Source organism: Paenibacillus sp. FSL R7-0302 (assembly GCF_038006885.1).
In the GTDB taxonomy this organism is placed as follows: Bacteria; Bacillota; Bacilli; order Paenibacillales; family Paenibacillaceae; genus Paenibacillus_AQ.
Map to the genome: position 1 here is coordinate 1,081,222 of NZ_JBBOWB010000001.1, position 22,837 is coordinate 1,104,058.

Sequence of the window (22,837 nt, forward strand, 5' to 3'; positions counted from 1 at the left end):
TGTACCAAAAGCTGGAAGGCTTTTGGTGCAGCCTTATTTCTTTTTTTTCGAGAATGCCCCGCCGGGATGTGTGAAGAATGATGGTGTTTTATGCGTTTATCAGCTAAAATAAAGGGAAACCTGTCGCCGGATTTGCCTGCTGAAGGGGCTCCGACCGGTGAAAAGACACGAAATTTTGAAGGGATAGGTGAAAGATGTCTTCCAAAAATGACATGAAACTGGGTGTATTCATCGCCGCCGCCGGGCTCGTGATTCTGCTGGGCAAGCTGGGGGTGTTCGGTTTTCTGGGACGGGCCTTATGGCCGCTCATCATTCTGGTTCCGGGCCTGTTCCTGCATGTGCTCTTTTTCACCCGCCGCGCTTCTGCATCTGTACTCATTCCTGCGGGCATACTATCGGTGTATGGCTTGCTCTTCGGCTTATGCAATACCTGGGGCTGGGACCTCATGAGATACTTATGGCCTGTTCTTCTGCTGGGGATCGCAGTGGGACTGTACGAATATTCGCTGTATGCTTCAGGCAGAACCGGAGGGTTAACTACAGCCGCTGTGATCCTTGGATTGCTTAGTGTAGTGCTGGTTATCTTCACCCTGCTGGGTACTGGTGCGCTCTATCTGCTCGGCGCTGTGCTGGTTGCTGCGGGACTGTGGCTGATGCTGGGAAGAGGCAGACCGGGAAGCCGCAAGAAGTGGAACGGTGGCTGGTAGAACAGATCGTCTACACACCCTGATAGGACAATTCAAGACCGCTGAGCTGGACATGAGGCAAAATTAGAAAATTTAAGCGGACTTGGCAACGTTTTTTTTCAGAAAAAGACTTGCTTTTCATAGTACTTTCACTATAAAATTAAGGAATGTTGGAGCGTCGGCTTTCTGCCTGGCGCTTCTTTTGTGAGACTGCCGTGACATGCTAAGAATTTAAACAGTTTTAATTTGATAAATGAGAGGATTTGGATACAAATCATGCATTCAAGAAAAGATATCCGTAACATTGCGATCATTGCCCACGTTGACCATGGTAAAACAACACTCGTCGATCAGCTTCTCCAGCAGTCCGGGATTTTCAGCGCGCACGAGCACGTTCAGGAACGCGCCATGGACTCTAACGATATCGAACGGGAACGTGGAATTACAATCCTAGCTAAAAATACAGCAATCACTTATAAAGAGTTCCTGATTAACATCGTAGATACACCTGGACACGCTGACTTCGGCGGCGAAGTAGAACGGATCATGAAGATGGTTGACGGCGTACTGCTCGTTGTTGACGCTTATGAAGGCTGCATGCCGCAGACCAAATTCGTACTCCGCAAGGCGCTGGAACAGCACCTGACCCCAATCGTAGTCGTGAACAAGATTGACCGTCCGGCTGCGCGTCCGAAGGAAGTAATTGATGAAGTGCTGGACTTGTTCATTGAGCTTGAAGCCAGTGACGATCAGCTTGAATTCCCTGTAGTCTATGCTTCTGCGCTTAACGGCACATCGAGCATGAATGCTGAGAAGCAGGATGAGACCATGCTATCCCTTTATGAAACCATCGTTGAGCATATCCCGGCTCCAACCGAGAAGGTTGAAGAACCGCTGCAGTTCCTGGTCACTCTGATGGACTACAACGAATACCTGGGCCGTATCGCCATTGGCCGCGTGAACCGCGGTGTAATCAAGCAAGGCCAGTCTGTTACAGTCATTATGCGTGACGGCAAGAGCAAGACTGCCCGTATCGAGAAGCTGTTCGGCTTCCAGGGTCTGAAGCGTGTGGAGACAGAAGAGGCCGGCGCAGGCGACATCGTGGCTATTGCCGGTATCAAGGATATCAACATCGGTGAGACGATTGCTGATCCGCAGCACCCTGAAGCATTGCCTGTTCTTAAGATTGACGAGCCAACGATGCAAATGACTTTCCTTGTGAATAACAGTCCTTTTGCCGGTAAAGAAGGTAAATGGGTAACTTCCCGTAAGCTTCGTGAGCGTCTGTTCAAAGAACTGGAAACGGATGTGAGCTTGCGTGTGGATGAAACGGATAGCCCTGATGCGTTTATCGTTTCTGGACGCGGTGAGCTTCACCTTGGTATTCTGATCGAGAATATGCGCCGTGAAGGTTATGAGATGCAAGTGTCTAAACCACAAGTAATCATTAAAGATATCGATGGTGTCAGATCCGAGCCGCTTGAGCGCCTCATGATTGACATTCCGGAAGAAAGCATGGGCTCCGTTATGGAAAGTCTGGGCAGCCGTAAAGCCGAGATGGTCAACATGATCAACCACGGCACCGGCCAAGTCCGTCTGGAATTCCTGATTCCGGCACGCGGCCTGATCGGCTACAACACACACTTCCTAACGCTGACACGCGGCTACGGTGTAATGAACCATGCCTTTGATAGCTATGCTCCACTGGTTGGCGGCCAAGTTGGCGGACGTCATCAGGGTGTGCTTGTAGCAAGTGAAAGTGGCACAACAACTCAATATGGAATCGTGGGTGTTGAGGATCGTGGTATTCTCTTCCTGGATGCTGGTACAGAAATTTATGAAGGTATGATTGTAGGTGAGCATACCCGTGATAACGATATTATCGTTAACATTTGTAAAGAAAAAGCACTTACCAACATGCGTACCTCAGGCAAAGATGATACTGTAAAAATGAAGACTCCACGTACCTTCTCTTTGGAAGGCGCGCTTGAATACTTGAACGATGATGAATATTGTGAAATCACTCCTAAATCTGTACGTCTGCGCAAAAAGATCCTGAATAAGGGCGAACGCGAGCGTGTAGAGAAGCAGCGTAAGGCGGCGCAAGCCAGCCAAGCGTAAGCTGATAACAATGAAGCCGCCGGAATAATCCGGCGGCTTTTCTCATTGTACAGGCGGGGATCTTTCAAATTGCAGGGATTAATAGCAGTATAAAACGGCTGCGGGTGATATAATGTAAGCGTAACTTATGATCCGGGAGGAGTGACGGGCTATGCAAAGCTGGTTCGCTGAGCATCCAGTTATCGCTTACATTGTCATTTTTATCTTACTGACTTATGTGTATAACCAAGTATTCCGCGTCAATCAGAAGCTGCCGATCGGCAAAGAGATCGTACTGTATGTGATGATGGCGGCAGGCTCAGGCATGCTTCTTATCTTCCAGCATGACAAGCTGCCGATCATCCAGTGCCTGCTTGTAGCGGTGGGGCTGATGCTGCTTGTGCGGGTCCGCTACCTGGTGGAGGCCCGGCAGAAGCGCAAGGCTGCAGCGGCTGCAAAACGGCAGTAGGCGCAACTTTTGATGACAGGGCTCGTCTAAGTTATTACGAAGTGATCTGCTTCAACTCCAGTTGAATGAAAAGGAACTAAATGGATTATGAATACAAGCAAGGGCAATTTGCCACCCAGAAGGAACGGCCAGCAAGGAAGCACCACCCCTACTAACCGGCAGCAGCCGAGGTCTGCTGCTTCAGCTTCAAACGCAAAGAAAAAAGCGCGGAAACCGAAAAAGCGCGGATTCTTCGCCCGGCTAATGAGAGTGCTGCTCATCATTCTCCTGATTGCTGTTATAGCAGCAGTAGGTTACGCAGGATATTTGTACTGGAAGGTGGACCACGGAGGATTCGGAGTGGACCAGCCGGTTGCGGCAGGACAATCCGCCTCGGAGAAGCCGCTGACGATGCTGCTGCTTGGAACGGACAACCGTCCGAAGCACCCGTCCAACCTGACAGATGTGATCATGGTCGCGGCCTTGAACCCGGAGACCAAGTCGGCTACGGTGGTCTCATTACCCCGCGATACATATGTCGAGCTTGGCGGGTACAAGAAGACGAAGATCAATGCCTTTTACTCCCGCTTCAAGAGCAAGGAGAAGACCTCCGGGACTCTGGCCGAGGATGAGATGAAGAAGATGATGGGCAAATATCTGGACATTAAGGTAGATTACGCAACCGTGCTGGATTTCCAGGGCTTCCGTGATATTGTGGATGAGTTCGGCGGCGTAGATGTTAATATCAGTGCCAATATGTGTTACACGGACAGTGTGGACGGCACCAATATTAATCTTAAAAAAGGCGAAGCCAAGCTAAACGGAGATAAAGCGCTGGATTATGTGCGTTACCGCAAGTCCAACTGCAAGCCGGCGACGAAGCCTTCGGATGATTTTGAACGCAATAAGCGCCAGAACGAGGTACTGACTTCATTGATCTCCCAGATGCAGTCGCTGGGCGGTGTTCTCAAAATCGGCCGGGTGCTGGATGCGGTGGACGATAATCTGGAGAGCGATATTGAGAATGCGCAGATTAAGAGCCTAATCGCTACGTATTGGGATATTTCCAAGGAGAATGTCGAATATGTACCGGTAACCGGAACCTGGCGCAGCCCCTATGTATATATTAACGATAAGGAGCTGGACGCAGCCAAGAAAAGCCTTCGGGACCGGATATCCGGAGTGTCCGCTGCAGTGGTCTCAGGCCAGCCTTGAGCAGCAGGCAGGGTACAATCTGTAAATTGAATGCAAGTTTCGTCCTGTGCTATAATATAATAAATTGAATGTATTCTTGCTGCATAGGGGGCCTGTAACTATGTCTGAAGCCGTTGCTCAGCTCAATGAAACTCTGCTAGCTATGCTGCAATCGGAGACGTTTGTTCTTCTTAACACTGTGGATGCAGAATCCGGCGGACCTACGTCGACTGCGATCTCCTGGATCTATGCTGTGAGCCCTTCCATTGTCCGGCTGGCTGTGGACCACCGCTCCAGACTAGTGAACAACATGAAGGTTAACCCGAGGGTAACGATTACCGTGTTTGGTGAAGGGACGGTGCATGCCATTAACGGTCATGCTGCGGTTCGGCTGGACCCGCTGCCGGATGTTCCGTTTAAGATGTGCTGTTTTGATATTGAGATTGAAGCGGTCCGCAATGCGCTGTTCTATGGTGCGCACCTGGAATCTGCTCCGAAATATGCGAAGGTATACGATGCACGTGCGGCTGAGAAGCTGGACGGACAGGTGTTTGCCGCCATGCAAAAAGCCTAGTGTGCTATCACTAGGCTTTTTTTGAAATTAGCTCCTACCGGGTGTTGCCTTGCGGCTCTATATTCTCCGGCAGCTGCGGAATGATCCGGCCGATAATATCGGCCATCTCGGAGGCGAAGCCTGAGACCGGGTTGCCCTTGGAGATATGCTTGCCCATCTCGGCCAGTCTGCTGCTGAGGTCCATGTCGGCAGTAACCAGGACTCTTACGCCCCTCGGGTCCTTGCGGATCGCTTCAGCTACCGAATATTTCACGCTTCCGACCCGCGAACGGGTAAGGGCGCCGTCCACATCAATGCCGACCACGGCAAGGTTGTTCATGACGACACAGTGGACGCCTTCCACACCTGGGACTCTTTGCGCTAATTGTTCAAAATGATCCTTGAGTGCCACATCGCTGTCGCGCTTGCCTTCTGAAGGCTGTCCCGAGTCCGGGGTGGGCTCCTGTACGGCTGTACCATCTTCCGATAATGTCCGCACTCCGCGGTTCCCCTGGCTGTTTAAAGTGCCAGCTGATTGTTTATCCTGAGGAGAGGGTGATGTCTCTTTATTAGCGATACCGCAGCTTGTCAGCAGCAGCAGTACCAGTAACAGACACATTGATTTTCTCATATGTGCGTACTCCTTTCAGCCTGAGAATTAGTGATTTACCTTATCTTGCCCTTGCTGAAAAGAGTTATGTATGATCAATCAAACCAGGCGCTGTGGAGGGGATAACATGAAAAAGATATTCGTACTGGACACTAACGTGCTGTTGCACGACCCCAATTCGATTTTTGCTTTCAAGGCGAATGAAGTGGTCATTCCTGCTGTAGTCCTGGAAGAAATCGACTCCAAGAAGCGTAATGCCGATGAAATCGGCCGTAACGCCCGCACCGTATCGCGTCTGTTAGACGGACTCCGGGAGCTGGGCCACCTGCACAGCGGGGTGGTACTGGACCACGGAGGCACGCTGAAGGTGGAGCTTAACCACCGCAGCTTCGTCAAGGTACAGGAGATGTTCGGCGAAGTCTCCAATGACAACCGGATACTCGCTGTCGCGCTCAATTATCTTCATGAGGAGAACGAGAAGGCTGACCCGAGTCCTGTGGTGCTTGTAAGTAAAGATGTTCTCGTCCGCATCAAAGCGGATGTGCTTGGCATAACTCCGGAGGATTATCTGTCCGACCGCACCGGCGATCTGAATGAGCTGTACTCCGGCTGCCAGTCGCTGATGGCCCATCCTTCACTGATTGATGAATATTACAGTCACCGGTTCCTGCCCACGAAGCAGCTGGCGCTGTCCTATCCGCTGTATCCGCATGAATTCGTCATTCTGAAGGATGAGATCGGCAGCGGCAAATCAGCGCTGCTGAAGGTCAACAGCGATGCTTCCCGTCTGGAGCCGCTCTATCTGGGCAATGATGCGGTCTGGGGCATTAGCGCCCGGAATGCGCAGCAGCGGATGGCGCTTGAGCTTCTGCTGAATGATGACATTCCGCTGGTGACCATCACGGGCAAGGCGGGAACAGGCAAGACGCTGCTGGCGCTCGCCGCCGGATTGTTCAAGGTAGAGGATGAGCACAAATACAAGAAGCTGCTGATTGCCCGCCCGGTGGTTCCGATGGGTAAGGATATCGGTTATCTGCCGGGAGAGAAGGATGAGAAGCTCCGTCCATGGATGCAGCCGATTTATGATAACCTCGAATTCCTGTTCGACACCAAGAAGGCAGGGGATATCGATAAAATATTGATGGGTCTGGGAAGTATTCAGGTTGAGGCGTTGACTTATATCCGCGGCCGCTCCATCCCGTCGCAGTTCATTATCATTGATGAGGCGCAGAACCTGTCCCGCCACGAAGTGAAGACGATTGTCTCCCGGGCCGGCGAGGGCAGTAAGGTGATCCTGATGGGTGACCCCGAGCAGATAGACCACCCTTATCTGGATGCGGCGAGTAACGGACTCAGTTATATCGTTGAGAAGTTCAAGCAGCAGGGCATCAGCGGACATATTACACTGGAAAAGGGCGAGCGTTCGCATCTGGCTCAATTGGCGGCCGATCTGCTGTAACCTTCTGAAACCAACTACCATTAAAAGCCGGGAGCTAACCACTCCCGGCTTTTGTATGCCCTCCCCCTTACGGCGGGAAGGGAGTTTCTGTGGTTAGCTGAAGCAATAAGGCGACAGCACCGGAGGGGAATTTTGGAACTGTAGGAGCGGGAGCGTCCGCCTTTGTATACGGATTTCAACCGCGAACAGCGGTTTGGATCAAGTAATCTGTATACAACAGCGGCCGGAAGTCCAAATATTCACCGTAGGTGCGGCTACCGCCAACTTGCTACCATGTTCCTTAGGTGCTCCCATCCCGCCGTTTCCTTCTATATAAAGAGAACGGTTTCACAACCCAAGACAAGCGCCTGCATCTCTGCTAAAATGAGGAATAAGAAACGCTGAAGGAGAGGGCGCATGTGCTGAAACGCAAAAATTACTGGCTGCTGTTTGCAGTTCTGCTGCTGGCCCTGACAAGCCTGTCACCCAGCATGGAGCTGAATACGGATCCTAGAAGCTATCCGCCCAGACAGCCGCTGGACCAATCAGAGCGTCCTCCTTCAGGGGAAGCAGGGGAAATCGAGAGCCTCCAGATCCGCGTCTCGCTCAGTACGGAGGAGTTCAGCGTGCTGGAGCAGATCAGCAAAGAGTACACTTTAACCAGCGGAGTCAACGTGATCCTTAAGAATGTAGAGGCGGAAGACGGGGGAGCACAGGTGCGTGATGAACTAACCATTGGGACAAGCCCGGATATTGTGATGCTGGACGGCCACAGCATCTATGATCTGGCGACCCGGGGCTATTTGCTGCCGGTAGATATCTACCAGAGTGTTCCCGGGAGCACGCCGCTTACGATGCTGATTCCGCAGATGCAGTGGAACGGATATAACTGGGGAGTGCCGCTGGATATCGATCCCTATGTCCTTGTGTATTCGCCGGAGCGGCTCGCCGGAATGGGTTTTGCGGAGGTGCCTGCAAGCCTGGAGCAGTGGAATATGCTGCTAGGCCGGCTGAAGGAGGACCCGGAGAAGAAGCGTTATCTGCTGGCTATGGATACGCGGAATCCGTACGGCTATGCCGCCGTACTGCATAGTATGGGCAGCAGTTTGCGCTCCGCCAGCCTTGAGCAGGCTCAGTGGACAGAAGCGGCGCGCAGCTATTTGTATCTGACCAGCCGGTTCAATAAGGAGATCTGGGAGCTGCTGCAGGATGGGAAGCTTGCGGTGGCGGCTGTGCCGCTCTCGGAGTGGGAGAAGCACGGGAATTCGACGCTGGCGGTGCAGATGCCGAAGAAGCAGGAGGGTATACCGAGCTACGAGGGTATTCACAGCCGTTTTTTTGCCCTTCCTGCACAATCCGGCAGTCCGGAAGCAGCGGTCAAATGGCTCGCCTACGTCACTTCAAGCACGGCCCAGCTGGAATGGCTGGAGAACACGGACCGTCTGCCGGCACTGGATGAGCTGTACCGCTCAGCTCAGCCCAAGATTGGGAAGCTGCCAATGGAAGCCGGATGGTTCCTTGCTGAGGATAGCACCCCCAGTCCCGGCTCTGAGGCAGAGTGGAACCGGAAGGCGGAGGCGGCGCTTGGTTTGTTAACCGGCAAGCTGAATGCTGCCGCTTATGAAGCGGTGGTAAAGCCTCCGTTAGAATGAGAGGGACAGCTTCACATGCAGGATGCCGTCCGAGCTTGAGACCTCGGTGGCCTGCAGGAAGGAGACAATCTTCGCCGGATAGAAGCCGAGATCGAATTCTTCCTCCAGAGCCTGGCGGGTGGTATCCGGCAGCTCCAGGCCATTGAATACCACATGATCAACATGGAACATCAATCCGTTGACAGGCTCCTGCTGTATGGTATAGCGGCCGGTCAGCGACAGCGACAAGCCCCCGCTTTTACCCGTTGCCGAGACTGAATTGTCCTTGAATGCAAACCGGAAATCCTGGAACAGCGGGTTCTGGGTTACGAGGAACTCATTCAGATCCTTTTCGGAAAGGGCCAGATTATAGGTCATCCCCTTGCGCACCAGCACGCCATCCCGGCTCTGGACGAACTCCGGCAGCTGCTTCATCGCAGAAGCCAGCGCTTTGAAATACTTCCGCACCTCATGCAGTCCGATATTCTCCCAATATTTACTGAACTCCTCCAGCAGCCGCTCCATACTCTGAGGATCTGTACTGGCCTGAATCCCGCCTGCAATCTCCTTATCTAAGGCAAGCATACGCTTCTGCTGCTCTTCGAGCGCCGTTTTGAGCTCTGACAGCTCCTGACTGCTGCGCCGGGCGGCCGTGAGTGTGCTTTTCAAATCCTTGTACTGCGTCTCATATTCCGTGAGCGTCTTCCGGTCTTGCCCCATAATAATCTCATAATAATCGAATAGAGCGATTAGCCTGCTGATGCTTTTGGCGGAGAGGAATGCGGTAAGAAGTCCATCCCGTTCCCCCATATAATAGGCCCGCACAACAGCACCTGCCCGTTCCTGCTGATCTGCGATATTATTCTGCTTGGCAGCAGCTTGCTCCTCCAGCTCAGCGGCTTTGTGCTCCAGCGTCTGTTGTTCTGCAGTAATCCGGGCAATCTCACGTTCAAGCTCTGCGGAGGACAGCGTCTGCTCCAGCAGCTTGCGGGTCTCTTCATCATCCGGCATAGAGGGCGGCGGAGCGCTGACTCCTGAAGGGGACCCGGAACCGGCGGACAGATAGACCGGAGAAGCCGGCGGCATAGCGATGCAGGTGAGGATCAATATTGCTGCGAATAACCGGCGAACCGTATTACGGGATAACACTTGCACCACCACCTTGAACAGAGTTAGACAGGTATGTACTATTCATATGTTTCAGCCTGTTAAAATATCATACCCTGTTTTGCGTCTCCCCGAACTACAATTTTGCAAACAAAAAGAACGGAAATGCTCCCATAAAGCAAGAAGCCATATCCGTTCATTTCTATATATATGCGTTAGAGCGGCAATTCCATCTCAAATATCGTCCAATAGCTGAAGCCTGTAAACGTCAGGATCATATACCCCCAAAAGAGCAGAATGTAGGTCTTTTCTGTAAATTTCATATAGCCCAGAATCACAAAAAAAGCGGTTTGCAAAAAGAATAGCAGGGCCATTTCCGTGAGATTACCGGCAAAAGCCATAAGTCCGATGGTGAGTGTGAAAAATCCTAATACGCGAAACATGCGGTCCAAGAGAGGGTCCCCCTTCCAGTATGAATCCGGCTAACAGCTGCTTTAGCTTTATTATAACGGCTCTCCAAAACACTGTAAACGAATTCATTGAAAAAAATTCAAAATTTCATAAAATATATGATTTTTATTATTGACACAAGCCTTTAGTTTCGAAAAGGAGAATTTATAGCAAAGGGAGTATGAGGTCCAGACAAATTGGCAATACAAATTAGTATCAAATAGATTCTATGAACTCTAATAGAGGCATAGAAATGGAGTAAGCAGCTTTTATCCCTATTCACTACCCGGCGGAGCTGCCGGTTCTGAAGATGGTTATTTCATGATGTTGTTAGGAGGGTTAGGCTTTATGACAGCCGTTAGACAGGATGCTTGGAGTGCAGAAGATGATCTGATATTGGCAGAAATAACGCTGCGTCATATCCGAGAGGGCAGCACACAGCTTGCTGCTTTTGAAGAGGTGGGTGAAAAAATCGGCAGAACGTCGGCTGCCTGCGGTTTCCGCTGGAACAGCTGCGTGCGCAAAAGCTACGAGGAGGCCATCGGGATTGCCAAAGGCCAGCGCCAGAAACGGAGCTATCTGAAAAAACAGCCTGCTTCGCGCGGGGCGCAGGTAGCCGGACTGATTCTCGGTGACATTGAGGAAGATTACAGCCGCAGCGAAGGATTAAGCGAGAACAGTTTGTCCATCGATGCTGTCATCCGCTTTTTGCGGCAATGGAAAGGAACGTTCCAGGAGGCCGGAAGACAGCTTAAGATGCTGGAGCGTGATCTGCGGGAGAAGGAAGAAGAGCTTTCAGAGCTGAGAGTGGAGAATGAACGCTTATCCAGAGAGGTTAATCTTGCCCAGAGCGATTACCGTGTGGTCAATGATGATTACAAGGCACTGATCCAGATTATGGACCGTGCCCGCAGGCTGGCTTTTCTGAATGAAGAGGATGAAGAGAAGACCCGCTTCAAAATGGATGCGAACGGAAACCTGGAACGGATTGAATAGAAGATTTAGGCAGCGAGCCCTGCGTCCGAATGCGTAACAGCAACGGATTAGCAGGGTTTTTTGTTTTGCTTTTGCAGAGACAGGCAGGATATAATTAGGAAAATTATTGGAGCTTGGCATGGCAGGGGGCAGGGTTAGTGAGAATAGATGTGATAGGTGCGGGGTCACTGGGGCTGCTGCTTGCAGGCCGGCTGATCGCCGGTGGGGCTGAAGTACGGATATGGTGCAGGGGGGAGGAGCAGAGCAGGGCATTATCCGAACGGGGGCTGACTGTCAGCTATGAAGATGGCAGGGAGGCGACACAGCTTCCAGGCGGGAGCTTCTCCGCTGCACCGGTAGAAGAATATACACAGTGTCAGCTGACAGAGCCGGGGGAGGTTACCTTGATTACGGTTAAGCAGAAGGTGCTTCATGAAGCTCTGCCTGCGATTCTCCGGCCGCTAAGAGACAGGAAGCTTGTAATTATAGGCTTTCAGAACGGCTGCGGACATCTGGAGCTGCTCGGGGGGCTGCTGCCGCAATCATCCATCTGGGCAGCTGTAACGACAGAGGCGGCGAAGAGGAAAACATTAACAGAGGTTATTCATGCCGGCAAAGGGGAAATATGTATAGGGAAGAGCAGCTCTCCTATAAATATTCATGAAACTGACCGGCAGGCATCTGAGCCTGCGGCGATAATTAGTTTCATAGAAGCTCTTGCCTCAGCAGGATTTCACGCTTCTCTGTCGAAAGAAGTGGATACCATCATTTACCGGAAGCTCTTGATCAATGCTGTAATTAATCCTTTAACCGCCATTTGGCGGGTTCAGAACGGCGAATTGCTGGCCTTCCCTGCACGTGTACTCCTAATGAAGGAACTGTATACAGAGGCAATCGGGATATTCGAGGCCTGCGGGATCACCCTAGAGCAGGGTGCCTGGGAAGCCATTCTTGAAGTATGCCGTGCGACCTCGGGCAATACATCATCGATGCTGGCTGATGTACTTGCTGCAAGGGAGACGGAAATCCGCTGGATTAACGGAAGCATTGTGAATATGGGGCTGCGGCAGGGCGTTCAGGCTCCGCTGCACCGCTGGATCTGCGGACTGGTAGAAGGCATGACTGTGAGGGAGGGGTGAAGCTGTTTGGAATTTCTCCGGAATTCGTTCGGCGTGTTAAGCGTTATTCCGATTGTTCCTTTTTTGATTGTGTATTTCGCAGGAATCGGGCTGAGGCATGATAAGAGGAAAACGATGATGCTGGCGATGGATGTAACTACCTTATTTTTATTGCTGTCAGTTTCGGGACTGTTTAATATTATTTTTGACTCAACCTTTGGATTCTTTCTTATACTACTTATTGTATTAATATCCGCCGGACTGATTGGCGGCGCGCAAAACCGCCTCAAAGGAGGGGTGGACGGAAAACGGTTACTTCGTGCTGTGTGGCGGCTTTCTTTCTTTTTCCTGGGCGTAGGTTACGTATTATTTATGGTTGTAGGCCTCATTCAATACATATCACAAGCGATGTAACGTTCCACTGCTCCGGTGAAGCGTCAACGTCACAAAATTTTAAAGAATTAAAAAAAAGTCGTTTTCAGAAAATATTGCTCTAGATTTTTTTGACCACTGGTTGTATAATCATAAACCATATACCACATTCTATTTAGGGGGAACTGCTAGATGAAGAAGAGTAAAAGTCTATTGCTCATGATCGCAATGGTTCTCGTGATCGGCACAGTGCTTGCTGGCTGCGGCGGTAACAAGAACAATGCGAACAGCGGCACCAATGCAGCGGCGACGACTGCACCAGAGGGCAGCACGAACACAGGAACAACAGGTGACGAGAAGCTGGCTGCTGACCAGACACTTAGAGTCAACCTGACTGCAGAACCACCTACGTTTAACCCTGCACAAGCTCAGGACAGCCAAGCCAACACCGTCCTGAAAACTATGTATGAAGGCCTGACCCGCATGAATGATGAAACTGGCCAAGCTGAGCCGGGTATTGCTGAAAAGTGGGATATTTCCGCTGACGGACTGGTATATACGTTCCACCTGCGTGATGCACAGTGGAGCAACGGTGACCCTGTAGAAGCTGCTGATTTCGTTCGCGCATGGAAAATCGTGCTCGACCCTAACACAGATCCTACTGCACCTTACGCTTATCAATTGTACTACCTGAAGAATGGTGAAGAATACTACACTAAGAAAGTTGCAGATTTCAACGAAGTGGGCGTAAAGGCTGTAGATGCGAAAACTCTTGAAGTTACGCTGAAAGCACCAACTCCTTACTTCCTTGGACTTCTGTCCTTCTATACTTATTACCCTGTACACAAATCCGTTGAGGGTAATGCTAAATGGGCTACAAGCAAAGACACTATGATCACTAACGGTGCGTTCACACTAACTGAGTGGACTACCGGCCAATCCCTGCAAGTTAGCAAGAACGATAAGTACTGGGATGCTGCCAACATCAAGCTGGCTAAAATCGACTTCTCCCTGGTTAACAGTGGAGCAACTGAACTCTTGAGCTACAAGAACGGCGAGCTTGACCGCGCTGGCGCACCTCACGGTGAAATCCCGCAAGAACAGGTGCCAATCGTACAAAAAGAGCTTCCTAACGAATTCCAGAGAAAAGGTATCGCAAGTACCTACTATTATGAATTCAACATCACTGAAAAACCGTTTGACAATGTAAAAATCCGTAAAGCTCTTGCAATGTCTATTAACCGTCAATCGCTGATTGACAACGTAGCACAGGGCGGACAACTTCCAGCATTCGGGTATGTACCTCCAGGTATCGCGGGCGCTGACGGTGAATACCGTACTGCAGTTAAAGACGACTACTTCAAAGAAGATATTGAAGGAGCCAAAGCATTGCTGAAAGAAGGTCTGGCTGAAGAAGGTCTGACTGAACTGCCACCGGTTGAATTGTCTTACAATACAAGTGAAGGCCACAAGAAAATTGCTTTGGCTGTAGCTGATATGTGGAAACAGGCTCTGGGTATCACTGTTAACACGGTGAACCAGGAGTGGGCAGTATTCATCGACAACCGTCAGAACCTGAACTACCAGATCGCACGTGCCGGCTGGACTGCGGATTACAATGATCCAATGACCTTCCTGGATATGTGGGTAACAGGCGGCGGTAACAATGATACAGGTTACGCTAACCCTGAGTATGACAAGCTGATTCAAGAAGCGAAAACAAGCTCTGACCTGGCAAAACGCCAAGAATTGTTTGCTCAGGCTGAGAAAATGATCATTCAGGATGACATGATCCTGATTCCGTTCTACTACTACACCAACAACTCCCTGACTAAAGAGTACCTCAAAGGTGTAACTCTTGACTTCAGCGGTGCCATTGACTTCACTCGTGCTTACCTGCTTGAGCACTAAGAAATGCAGAACCTTCAGTTTATGAACTGAATAGTGATAGTCTGAAGGGAGCTTTACACTTCGGGATATATATGTGGAATTCCATATATATCCCTTTTTTTTGCATTTCGGGCTTTTTGTTAAAGATTTCACGAACTTACAAAATAAGAAATTAGACAAAAGGCCATTTTTTTCATAAAATCTAATTATGTGTCTCAAAAAAGTCAAAGGAGGTGTTGATGGGGATGGTTCGTTATATTGCCAATAAGTTTTTCTATATGCTTGTTTCACTATTTGTGCTGATTTCAGCGACCTTTTTTCTGATGAAAGCTATTCCGGGGGACCCGTTTACTTCTGAAAAGAAGATTCCACCAGAAATAAAAGCGCGTTTATACGAGCAATATGGATTGGACAAGCCGCTCTATCATCAGTATTTCAAGTATTTGGGTGACATTGCCCAGGGTGATCTGGGTGTATCCATGAAGCGTCTGAATCAGGATGTAACACACCTGATCGGCCAGACATTCTCGGCGTCTCTGAAGCTGGGGCTTATCGCAATTCTTGTGTCGGTTATTGTCGGAGTCTTCCTCGGCATGATGGCGGCACTCTATCACCGTAAGTTTATTGATAGTGCAGCAATGGTGCTGGCGGTGCTGGGGATTGCGGTTCCGAGCTTTGTAGTCGCCTCGCTCCTGCAATATGTGTTTGCTTACAAGTTCCACATGTTCCCTGTCTCCGGGTTCAAAGGGCCAATGTATTATGTCCTCCCGGTAACGGCGTTATCAGCGCAGCCTATAGCCTTCATAGCGAGGCTGACGCGCTCCAGTATGCTGGAGGTCCTGCATGCAGATTACATTAAGACGGCTAAGGCCAAAGGCCTAAGCTGGGCAGCCATCTTGAGCCGCCACGTGCTGCGTAACGGAATTCTGCCGGTGGTAACCTATATGGGACCTATGACGGCTAACATCGTAACCGGTTCGGTCGTTATTGAGCAGATCTTCGGTGTCGGCGGGATCGGCAAGCAATTTGTCGAAGCGATTGGCGTCCGTGATTATACCGTTATTATGGGGATTACCATCTTCTATGGTGTACTGCTTATGGTAGCGCGGTTTATCACTGACATTGCTTATGTGTTTATAGATCCGCGTATCAAACTATCTGGCGGAAAGGAGGGCTAACGAGTGGCTTCTGACAAAAACTTGGTATCGCAGGATGCGAACCTGAAACCGGAAGATTTCCGTAAGATTGGAATTGATGAACGGCAAGCTGAAGTCATTCAGCGCGAAAGTCTGTCCGCCTGGCGGGATTCCTGGGAGCGCCTGCGCCAGAACAAAATGGCAATGACAGCTCTGGGGGTTCTTGGACTGATCGTACTGGCTGCAATTTTTGCGCCGTTCTTCTCAAAGTTCAATTACTACTCTAATGATTTGCTCAACACGAATAAGCCCCCGTCATCCGATCACTGGTTTGGTACAGATGATCTGGGACGCGATATCTTTGTCCGTACCTGGTACGGCGCACGAATCTCACTGATTGTCGGCCTTGCCGCTGCTGCCATTGACCTTTTCATCGGGGTTATCTACGGCGGAATCATGGGTTATTTCGGTGGCCGTGTAGACAATATCATGAATAAGATCTCTGAAATTCTGTACTCCATTCCATACCTGCTGGTAGTTATCCTGCTGCTGGTTGTACTTGAACCAAGCCTTGGTACCATTATCCTGGCGCTGACGATAACAGGCTGGATTACGATGTCCTGGATTGTGCGCGGCGAGATTATGCAGCTGAAGAACCGTGAGTTCGTATTGGCTTCGCGTTCGATGGGTGCAGGGTCCAAGCGGCTGCTATTCAAGCATCTTTTGCCGAATGCGGTTGGACCGATTATTGTAACGATTACGCTGTCCGTGCCGAATGCCATCTTTGCCGAAGCGTTCCTGAGTTTCCTTGGTCTTGGTGTACAGGCTCCGGTAGCTTCACTCGGATCGATGATCAATGACTCGCTGACCGGCTGGCTTTACTATCCGTGGCGTTTCCTGTTCCCTGCGATTCTTATCAGTTTAACGATGCTTTCCTTTAATATTTTTGGTGACGGTCTGCGTGATGCGCTTGACCCTAAGCTGAAGAAATAGAAATACACTATGGTGGAACCCATGCGGCAAAGATATTGGCATGATATTTCAAGACCCGATGACTTCTTTGAACCCAATGATCCAAGTGGGCAATCAGATAACCGAAGTTTTGATTAACATCAGAATATGCTAGCGGCCGAAGCGAATCATTAAGCTGTTGAAATGCTGAAGCTAGTAGGCATTATGAAAGCGGAGGCTCGCTTTAACCAATATCGAATTCTCCGGCGAAGTGCAGCAATTCGCTTGGGATCTCCATCATCCTAATACGGTGAACCCCGGCGCAGTTGCCGGGACAGATGAGAGGGTTATCTTAATACACCAATGGTCTTGTGCGGCACTGCAGCATAAGACCTCACAGAGTTCAGTGATACGCTTATAGCGCACTGCTGAAATCTGCATTCGATGGCCAAGGAGGTGCAGTTCGTTTGAGTAAGAATCTGAGCAAGAATCTGATTGAAGTAGAAGGTCTTAAGAAATATTTCAATGTGGGCAAAGGAAGAGTTCTTAAGGCAGTTGATAATATTAGCTTCTCGATCCGCGAAGGCGAAACCCTGGGTATGGTAGGGGAGTCGGGCTGCGGCAAGACAACTGCCGGCCGTACCGTTCTCCGCTTGTATGAACCGACTGCGGGAAGCGTGAAATACAATGGTACAGATATCTACAAATTGTCCGGCGGCAAGATGAAGGCGATGCGGCGGGATATGCAAATGATTTTCCAGGACCCGTATGCCTCGCTTAACCCGCGGTTCACCGTGTCTGATATTATCGGTGAAGCACTGGATATTCACAATCTGGCCGGTAGCCGGCAGGAACGCAAGAAGCGGATTGAAGAGCTGCTGGATATGGTTGGACTTAACCATGACCATGCCACCCGTTATCCGCATGAGTTCTCCGGCGGACAACGCCAGCGTATCGGGATTGCCCGCTCGCTTGCCGTGAACCCTAAGTTCATCGTCTGTGACGAGCCGATCTCGGCACTCGACGTATCCATCCAGGCGCAGGTCGTTAACCTGCTCAAGGAGCTGCAGGATCGTCTTGGACTGACTTATCTCTTCATCGCGCATGACTTGTCCATGGTTAAGCATATCAGTGACCGTGTGGCCGTTATGTACCTGGGCAAAATGGTAGAGCTGGCGGAAAGCGAAGAGTTGTACGCTAATCCGATCCATCCGTATACCAAATCCCTGCTCTCGGCGATTCCGGTTCCGGACCCAGAGGTTGAAGCCAACAAAAAACGCATTCATCTGCATGATGAGCTGGGCAGCCCGATTTATGCAGCCGGCGAGAAAACAAATGACAGCGATTATGAGCTGGTTGAGGTGTCCAAGGGACATTTCGTAGCCAAGCAATTTGCCTAAACTTAAAATGGCAGGCGGAACGTAGGCGGGAGCATTCAGCTCTCGCCTATTCTTTCAATTTACGGATATCCTTCAAAAGGATGGCGTATATTACTTTGACGCCACACTCAACTTTGGATACAATCATAAAGGGTTTACCGATTTATGAATTACATATAGCAGCGGGTTATTGCAGAACAAGGAGGCCATTATCAATGAATGTTGTACCGGAACCACTGCCGGGCGGATCTGCGCTCGCCAGTGACTATATACATCAATACGAAACAGTAGGACATTTGTATGGCGGGGACTTCCGCAGCCAGGAGAGCCGGGAAGACCGCGCAGCGTGGCTTGATTGTACAGGAAGCTTGCGGGCAGACCGCGCAGAGGTTGTATCGTACCTGCGCAGCTACAACGGGAAATACAATACCCATGAAGCCGTCCTCCGCTCGATAGAATTGCTGGAACAGCCGGATACCCTAGTGGTGACAGGCGGCCAGCAGAGCGGCTTGTTCACCGGCCCGCTCTTTGTGGTCTATAAAGCCATTACTACGATTCAGGCGGCCCGCGAGGCAGCGGCCCAGCTTGGCCGGCCGGTCGTTCCGCTGTTCTGGATTGCGGGTGAGGATCATGACTGGGATGAAGTCAATCATACCTATGTGCTGAACCGGACAGGCGAAATTACCCGCATTAAGCTGGATAAAGGCGAAGGACCCCGGTCCTCGGTCAGCGAGATCCAGGTAGATGCCGAGAGCTGGCTTCAGGCGGTTACGCAGCTGGACGGCTTATTGCAGGACAGTGAATTCAAACCGCAGCTGATGGAGCTGGTTACGGCTGCATCTACGGGCGCCGGGAATATGACGGAGGCGTTTGCGAAGCTAATGGGGTCTTTGTTCGGCAAATTCGGACTGATTCTGCTGGATTCGGCCGATCCTGCGCTGCGCAGGCTGGAAGCGCCCATGTTCGCTTCCATGATCGAACGGAATGACGAACTGGAGACGGCCTATCTTGCAGCGGCTGAACGGATTAAGGCGAGCGGATATGAGCTGCAGGCTGATGTGACGCCCGGTAATGCGAATCTTTTCTATATTCATGAAGGTGCAAGGCTTCTGCTCCATAAGGTGGAGGGGCGGTTCGCAGACCGGAAGGCGACTGTCTCATTCTCTCGTTCCGAGCTGCTGGAGCTGCTGGAGAGCCATCCCGAACGGTTCAGCAACAATGTGCTAACCCGTCCGCTGATGCAGGACTATGTACTTCCTGTACTTGCTACGGTGCTTGGACAAGGGGAAATGGCTTACTGGGCCATTCCGCATCAAGCCTTCAGGGTGCTGGATGGACAGATGCCGCTGATTATTCCGCGCATGTCTTTTACAGTGATTGAGGGAACGCTTCGCAAGCATATGGATAAATACGGCTTATCCTTCACGGATGTGCAGACCGGTCTGGATGATAAACGCAAGGCGTGGCTGAACGCTCAGGATGAGCTGAAGCTCGAAGACAAATTCGAAGAGATCAAATCAGCATTCTCCGGGATGTATGAGCCGCTGATCGAACAGCTTGGCAGTATTCAGGCGGGCCTGCTGAAGCTGGGCAGCAATAATAAGGATAAGATTATTGACCAGATCTCCTTCCTGCAGGGCAAAGCTCTGGATGCGATGGAGAAGCAGAATGAGGCGGCGCTGCGCCAGTGGGAACGGATTGAGCTATCGCTAATGCCGCTGGGCAAGCTTCAGGAGCGGGTCTACAATATGATGTATTATCTGAACCGGTACGGGCTGGAATGGCTGGAGGAATTGATGGCTGTGCCTGCTGACTACAGCGGAACACACCGTATTATTTATATGTAAGCAAATTATTCTAGGGGGTCCTACCATGAGTTCATTATCCAAGCAAAACAGTATTGTTGCCGATATGTCGCTTGCACCCGAGGGGCATCTCAAAATCGACTGGGTTCGCCAGCATATGCCGGTACTGAACCGTATCCGTGAGCAGTTCGAAGCCGAGCAGCCGTTCAAGGGGCTCAAGGTATCGATCACCCTTCACCTGGAAGCCAAGACTGCTTATCTGGCCAAGGTAGTGCAGGCTGGCGGCGCTGAGGTAACGATTACAGGGTCCAACCCGTTATCTACCCAGGACGATGTGTGCGCTGCGCTTGTTGAGGACGGCATTACGGTGTTCGCCAAGTACAACCCCTCCCCGGAGGAGTTCAAAGCACTGAACATCAAGGCGCTGGAGAGCAAGCCTGACCTGATTATTGATGACGGCGGTGATTTCGCCACCCTGCTGCACTCTGAACGACCCGACCTGATGGAGAATATCCGCGGTGGTGCTGAGGAGACAACTACCGGTATCATCCGCCTTAAGGCACTGCAGAAGCAAGGAATGCTGAAGTTCCCGATGGTGGCTGTAAATGACGCCTATTGTAAATATTTGTTCGATAACCGATATGGTACAGGACAATCGGCATGGGACGGCATCGTCCGCACCACCAACCTGATTGTGGCCGGCAAGACCGTGGTTGTGGTGGGATATGGCTGGTGCGGCAAAGGGGTAGCGATGCGGGCCAAGGGACTTGGGGCGAACGTAATTGTTACGGAAGTGGATGCAATTAAGGCGGTAGAGGCGCATATGGACGGCTTCCATGTCATGCCGATGCTCGAAGCTGCGAAGCACGGTGATTTCTTCGTTACAGTCACAGGTAACCGTTATGTGATCCGTGGTGAGCATTATGATGTGATGAAGGATGGCGCGATTCTCTGCAATGCCGGACATTTCGATGTGGAGGTCAACAAGCCGGAGCTGGCTGAGCGCTCAGTGTCGCAGCGGACGGTGCGCAAGAATATCGAAGAGTATCAGCTGAAGGATGGACGCAAGCTGTACCTCCTGGCCGAAGGACGTCTGGTGAACCTTGGCGCAGCCGATGGCCATCCGGCAGAGATTATGGATACCACCTTCGCACTCCAGGCATTGTCCCTTAAATATGTAAATGACAATTATAAGAGCATTGGTGTCAAAGTGGAGAATGTTCCCTATGAGCTGGATGAGCAGGTAGCGCGTTACAAGCTGGAAAGTCTGGGGATATCCATCGACAGCCTGACACAGGCGCAAGTCGAGTATCTGGACAGCTGGAATCTGAACGACTAAGGATATGGATCTGCACGAGCCCGGAGCCAATCACATTGGCCCGGGCTTTTGCGTGTCCGCAGGGGATGCAGGAATAGCCTCTTGACAAATAAGAAAAAATTACCTTGCTCCGGAAAAAGGTTTTTGATTTTTAATGGCGAATCTATTATGCTTAGGTGGTGAAAAGTGGGGCAAAGTGGGGAATCGGGATGTAGAGGTGGGAATAGATCATGTTTATGGGGGAATACCAGCATACCATTGACGATAAAGGACGGATCATTATCCCGGCCAAATTCCGTGACATGCTTGGAACCTCCTTCGTGGCGACCCGCGGCCTGGACTCCTGCCTGTTTGTTTATCCCATGGAAGAATGGGGAATCATGGAGCAAAAGCTTAAAAGCCTTTCACTGATGAAATCGGATGCCCGTGCCTTCAGCCGCTTTTTTTTCTCGGGAGCGACGGAGTGTGTATGGGACAAGCAAGGCAGGGTGAATCTGCCGGGAAACTTGCGGCAATATGCCAAGCTGGACAAGGACTGTGTTATTCTGGGCGTTTCGAACCGGGTGGAGATCTGGAACAAGGAGCTATGGGAGCAGTACTTCGAACAGTCAGAGGAATCGTTCAACGAAATCGCCGAGAAATTGGTGGATTTCAATTTTGATCTATAAAACATAACATTTCGAATTACTGCCTTGGAGGGATGCAGCTTGTTTCACCACATCACGGTACTAAAAGAAGAAGCGACAGAAGGGCTGCACATCAAGAAGGATGGCCTATATGTAGATTGTACGCTCGGGGGAGCCGGGCACAGTGCCCTTATCGCATCCAAGCTTAGCGGCGGGGGACGGCTGATCTGTCTGGATCAGGATGACTGGGCACTGAACAACGCGAAGGAGAGATTATCCGGATACGGCGACAAGGTGGTGACCGTCAAGACCAACTTCCGCGATCTGGAGCAGGTGCTGAAGGGATTGCCATTTGTTCCGCAAAAGGATGGAGTTCCCCAAGTAGACGGGATTCTCTTTGATCTGGGGGTATCTTCTCCGCAGTTTGATGAAGGGGAACGGGGCTTCAGCTACAACCATGACGCTCCGCTGGATATGCGGATGGACCAGTCGGCGCAGCTGAGCGCGGCGGATATCGTCAACACCTGGAGTGAGCAGGAAATCGCCAGGGTGCTTTTCCAGTATGGAGAAGAGAAATTCTCCCGGCGGATTGCCCGGAAGATTGTGGAGCGCAGGGAAGAACGCCCGGTGGAGAGCACCGGAGAGCTGGCCGAGCTGATTAAGGAAGGCATTCCTGCGGCGGCAAGAAGGACCGGAGGACATCCGGCCAAGCGGAGCTTTCAGGGGCTGCGGATTGCCGTCAATGATGAGCTGGGAGCTTTTGAGGAAGGGCTGCATGCCGCTGTACGCTGTCTGGCGCCTGAGGGAAGGGTGTCTGTTATTACCTTTCACTCGCTGGAGGACCGGATCTGCAAGCAGATTTTCAGCAGCTATCTGAGCCGTTGCACTTGTCCGCCTGACCTTCCGTACTGCGTGTGCGGTGCCGAAGGCACCCTGAAGCTGATCAACCGCAAGCCGATTGTGCCGGGGGAAGAAGAGCTGGAGCTTAACTCGCGTGCCCGTTCAGCCAAGCTGCGTATCGCAGAGAAATTGTAGATGACGATAAAGGAG

21 protein-coding genes and 1 pseudogene are annotated in these 22,837 nt (G+C 51.0%); 19 read left to right on the forward strand and 3 right to left on the reverse strand.

What is annotated here, in order from left to right:
• Window positions 1–194: 194 nt before the first annotated feature.
• The 5 genes from MKY96_RS04660 to MKY96_RS04680 all read left to right on the forward strand — a co-directional run bounded on the left by MKY96_RS04660 (window position 195) and on the right by MKY96_RS04680 (window position 5,002).
• Window positions 195–707 (forward strand): hypothetical protein, encoded by a 513-nt coding sequence (locus MKY96_RS04660; protein ID WP_076075875.1) that lies wholly within the window; start codon window positions 195–197, stop codon window positions 705–707.
• Between the two features lie 255 nt (window positions 708–962).
• A complete protein-coding gene (gene typA / locus MKY96_RS04665) occupies window positions 963–2,807 on the forward strand; it encodes a translational GTPase TypA (protein ID WP_036724305.1) in 1,845 nt (614 codons plus the stop codon).
• Between the two features lie 151 nt (window positions 2,808–2,958).
• Window positions 2,959–3,255 carry a YlaH-like family protein gene (locus MKY96_RS04670; protein WP_340938881.1) on the forward strand — a complete coding sequence of 99 codons (297 nt, stop codon included), beginning with the start codon at window positions 2,959–2,961 and terminating at the stop codon, window positions 3,253–3,255.
• Between the two features lie 87 nt (window positions 3,256–3,342).
• Window positions 3,343–4,449, forward strand: coding sequence for an LCP family protein (locus tag MKY96_RS04675; RefSeq protein ID WP_445671415.1), 1,107 nt, complete (start codon window positions 3,343–3,345; stop codon window positions 4,447–4,449).
• Window positions 4,450–4,549: 100 nt separating this feature from the next.
• Entirely contained in the window at window positions 4,550–5,002 is a 453-nt protein-coding gene (locus MKY96_RS04680) for a pyridoxamine 5'-phosphate oxidase family protein (protein ID WP_036690242.1), read from the forward strand.
• 34 nt (window positions 5,003–5,036) lie between these two features.
• Here the strand turns inward: MKY96_RS04680 and MKY96_RS04685 are convergent, their stop codons facing one another.
• The gene (locus MKY96_RS04685; RefSeq protein ID WP_340938883.1) at window positions 5,037–5,612 is read right to left on the reverse strand and encodes a YhcN/YlaJ family sporulation lipoprotein; all 576 of its coding nucleotides are present in this window, start codon (window positions 5,610–5,612) and stop codon (window positions 5,037–5,039) included.
• 106 nt (window positions 5,613–5,718) lie between these two features.
• On the opposite strand from MKY96_RS04685, the gene MKY96_RS04690 reads away from it, so the two are divergent.
• Both MKY96_RS04690 and MKY96_RS04695 read left to right on the forward strand, forming a co-directional pair.
• On the forward strand, window positions 5,719–7,050 hold the full coding sequence (locus MKY96_RS04690) for a PhoH family protein (RefSeq protein ID WP_036724299.1): 1,332 nt from the start codon (window positions 5,719–5,721) through the stop codon (window positions 7,048–7,050).
• 398 nt (window positions 7,051–7,448) lie between these two features.
• Window positions 7,449–8,681, forward strand: coding sequence for an extracellular solute-binding protein (locus MKY96_RS04695; RefSeq protein WP_340938885.1), 1,233 nt, complete (start codon window positions 7,449–7,451; stop codon window positions 8,679–8,681).
• On the opposite strand, the gene MKY96_RS04700 is transcribed toward MKY96_RS04695, so the two are convergent.
• Together MKY96_RS04700 and MKY96_RS04705 are read right to left on the reverse strand one after the other, a co-directional pair.
• A complete protein-coding gene (locus MKY96_RS04700; RefSeq protein ID WP_340938886.1) occupies window positions 8,673–9,809 on the reverse strand; it encodes a coiled-coil domain-containing protein in 1,137 nt (378 codons plus the stop codon). The genes MKY96_RS04695 and MKY96_RS04700 overlap by 9 nt on opposite strands.
• Before the next feature lie 173 nt (window positions 9,810–9,982).
• Window positions 9,983–10,219, reverse strand: coding sequence for a DUF2626 family protein (locus MKY96_RS04705; protein WP_036724295.1), 237 nt, complete (start codon window positions 10,217–10,219; stop codon window positions 9,983–9,985).
• Between the two features lie 346 nt (window positions 10,220–10,565).
• Between MKY96_RS04705 and MKY96_RS04710 the strand changes: the two genes are divergently transcribed.
• From MKY96_RS04710 to rsmH, 12 genes and pseudogenes are all read left to right on the forward strand, one after another.
• Entirely contained in the window at window positions 10,566–11,213 is a 648-nt protein-coding gene (locus MKY96_RS04710; protein ID WP_340938887.1) for an RsfA family transcriptional regulator, read from the forward strand.
• 137 nt (window positions 11,214–11,350) lie between these two features.
• The gene (locus MKY96_RS04715) at window positions 11,351–12,331 is read left to right on the forward strand and encodes a ketopantoate reductase family protein (protein ID WP_340938888.1); all 981 of its coding nucleotides are present in this window, start codon (window positions 11,351–11,353) and stop codon (window positions 12,329–12,331) included.
• Window positions 12,332–12,364: 33 nt separating this feature from the next.
• Window positions 12,365–12,724: a DUF3397 domain-containing protein gene (locus tag MKY96_RS04720; protein ID WP_305954367.1), complete on the forward strand. Its 360-nt coding sequence runs from the start codon at window positions 12,365–12,367 to the stop codon at window positions 12,722–12,724.
• Between the two features lie 150 nt (window positions 12,725–12,874).
• Entirely contained in the window at window positions 12,875–14,593 is a 1,719-nt protein-coding gene (locus MKY96_RS04725) for a peptide ABC transporter substrate-binding protein (RefSeq protein ID WP_340938889.1), read from the forward strand.
• Window positions 14,594–14,817: 224 nt separating this feature from the next.
• Window positions 14,818–15,750 (forward strand): ABC transporter permease, encoded by a 933-nt coding sequence (locus tag MKY96_RS04730; RefSeq protein ID WP_340938890.1) that lies wholly within the window; start codon window positions 14,818–14,820, stop codon window positions 15,748–15,750.
• A 3-nt stretch (window positions 15,751–15,753) separates the two neighbouring features.
• Window positions 15,754–16,701, forward strand: coding sequence for an ABC transporter permease (locus MKY96_RS04735; RefSeq protein WP_340938891.1), 948 nt, complete (start codon window positions 15,754–15,756; stop codon window positions 16,699–16,701).
• A 25-nt stretch (window positions 16,702–16,726) separates the two neighbouring features.
• Window positions 16,727–16,914 (forward strand): annotated as a pseudogene (locus MKY96_RS04740) (peptide ABC transporter ATP-binding protein); the annotation flags it as partial.
• A gap of 224 nt (window positions 16,915–17,138) precedes the next feature.
• On the forward strand, window positions 17,139–18,059 hold the full coding sequence (locus MKY96_RS04745) for an ABC transporter ATP-binding protein (protein WP_036724386.1): 921 nt from the start codon (window positions 17,139–17,141) through the stop codon (window positions 18,057–18,059).
• A gap of 194 nt (window positions 18,060–18,253) precedes the next feature.
• Complete coding sequence (gene bshC / locus MKY96_RS04750) at window positions 18,254–19,885, forward strand: bacillithiol biosynthesis cysteine-adding enzyme BshC (RefSeq protein WP_340938892.1); 1,632 nt, start codon at window positions 18,254–18,256, stop codon at window positions 19,883–19,885.
• Window positions 19,886–19,910: 25 nt separating this feature from the next.
• Window positions 19,911–21,182: an adenosylhomocysteinase gene (locus MKY96_RS04755; RefSeq protein WP_340938893.1), complete on the forward strand. Its 1,272-nt coding sequence runs from the start codon at window positions 19,911–19,913 to the stop codon at window positions 21,180–21,182.
• Window positions 21,183–21,391: 209 nt separating this feature from the next.
• Complete coding sequence (mraZ, locus tag MKY96_RS04760) at window positions 21,392–21,829, forward strand: division/cell wall cluster transcriptional repressor MraZ (protein ID WP_036724286.1); 438 nt, start codon at window positions 21,392–21,394, stop codon at window positions 21,827–21,829.
• Window positions 21,830–21,868: 39 nt separating this feature from the next.
• Window positions 21,869–22,822, forward strand: coding sequence for a 16S rRNA (cytosine(1402)-N(4))-methyltransferase RsmH (gene rsmH, locus MKY96_RS04765; protein WP_340752294.1), 954 nt, complete (start codon window positions 21,869–21,871; stop codon window positions 22,820–22,822).
• Window positions 22,823–22,837: the final 15 nt, after the last annotated feature.

What these genes read in the sequence shown, in the direction of transcription:
- MKY96_RS04730 (WP_340938890.1), top strand. Translation starts at nt 14,818, where the DNA reads ATGGTTCGTTATATTGCCAATAAGTTTTTCTATATGCTTGTTTCACTA.
- MKY96_RS04710 (WP_340938887.1), top strand. Translation starts at nt 10,566, where the DNA reads ATGACAGCCGTTAGACAGGATGCTTGGAGTGCAGAAGATGATCTGATA.
- MKY96_RS04680 (WP_036690242.1), top strand. Translation starts at nt 4,550, where the DNA reads ATGTCTGAAGCCGTTGCTCAGCTCAATGAAACTCTGCTAGCTATGCTG.
- MKY96_RS04685 (WP_340938883.1), bottom strand. Translation starts at nt 5,612, where the DNA reads ATGAGAAAATCAATGTGTCTGTTACTGGTACTGCTGCTGCTGACAAGC.
- typA (WP_036724305.1), top strand. Translation starts at nt 963, where the DNA reads ATGCATTCAAGAAAAGATATCCGTAACATTGCGATCATTGCCCACGTT.
- bshC (WP_340938892.1), top strand. Translation starts at nt 18,254, where the DNA reads ATGAATGTTGTACCGGAACCACTGCCGGGCGGATCTGCGCTCGCCAGT.
- MKY96_RS04725 (WP_340938889.1), top strand. Translation starts at nt 12,875, where the DNA reads ATGAAGAAGAGTAAAAGTCTATTGCTCATGATCGCAATGGTTCTCGTG.
- MKY96_RS04660 (WP_076075875.1), top strand. Translation starts at nt 195, where the DNA reads ATGTCTTCCAAAAATGACATGAAACTGGGTGTATTCATCGCCGCCGCC.
- mraZ (WP_036724286.1), top strand. Translation starts at nt 21,392, where the DNA reads ATGTTTATGGGGGAATACCAGCATACCATTGACGATAAAGGACGGATC.
- MKY96_RS04755 (WP_340938893.1), top strand. Translation starts at nt 19,911, where the DNA reads ATGAGTTCATTATCCAAGCAAAACAGTATTGTTGCCGATATGTCGCTT.
- MKY96_RS04675 (WP_445671415.1), top strand. Translation starts at nt 3,343, where the DNA reads ATGAATACAAGCAAGGGCAATTTGCCACCCAGAAGGAACGGCCAGCAA.
- MKY96_RS04690 (WP_036724299.1), top strand. Translation starts at nt 5,719, where the DNA reads ATGAAAAAGATATTCGTACTGGACACTAACGTGCTGTTGCACGACCCC.
- MKY96_RS04670 (WP_340938881.1), top strand. Translation starts at nt 2,959, where the DNA reads ATGCAAAGCTGGTTCGCTGAGCATCCAGTTATCGCTTACATTGTCATT.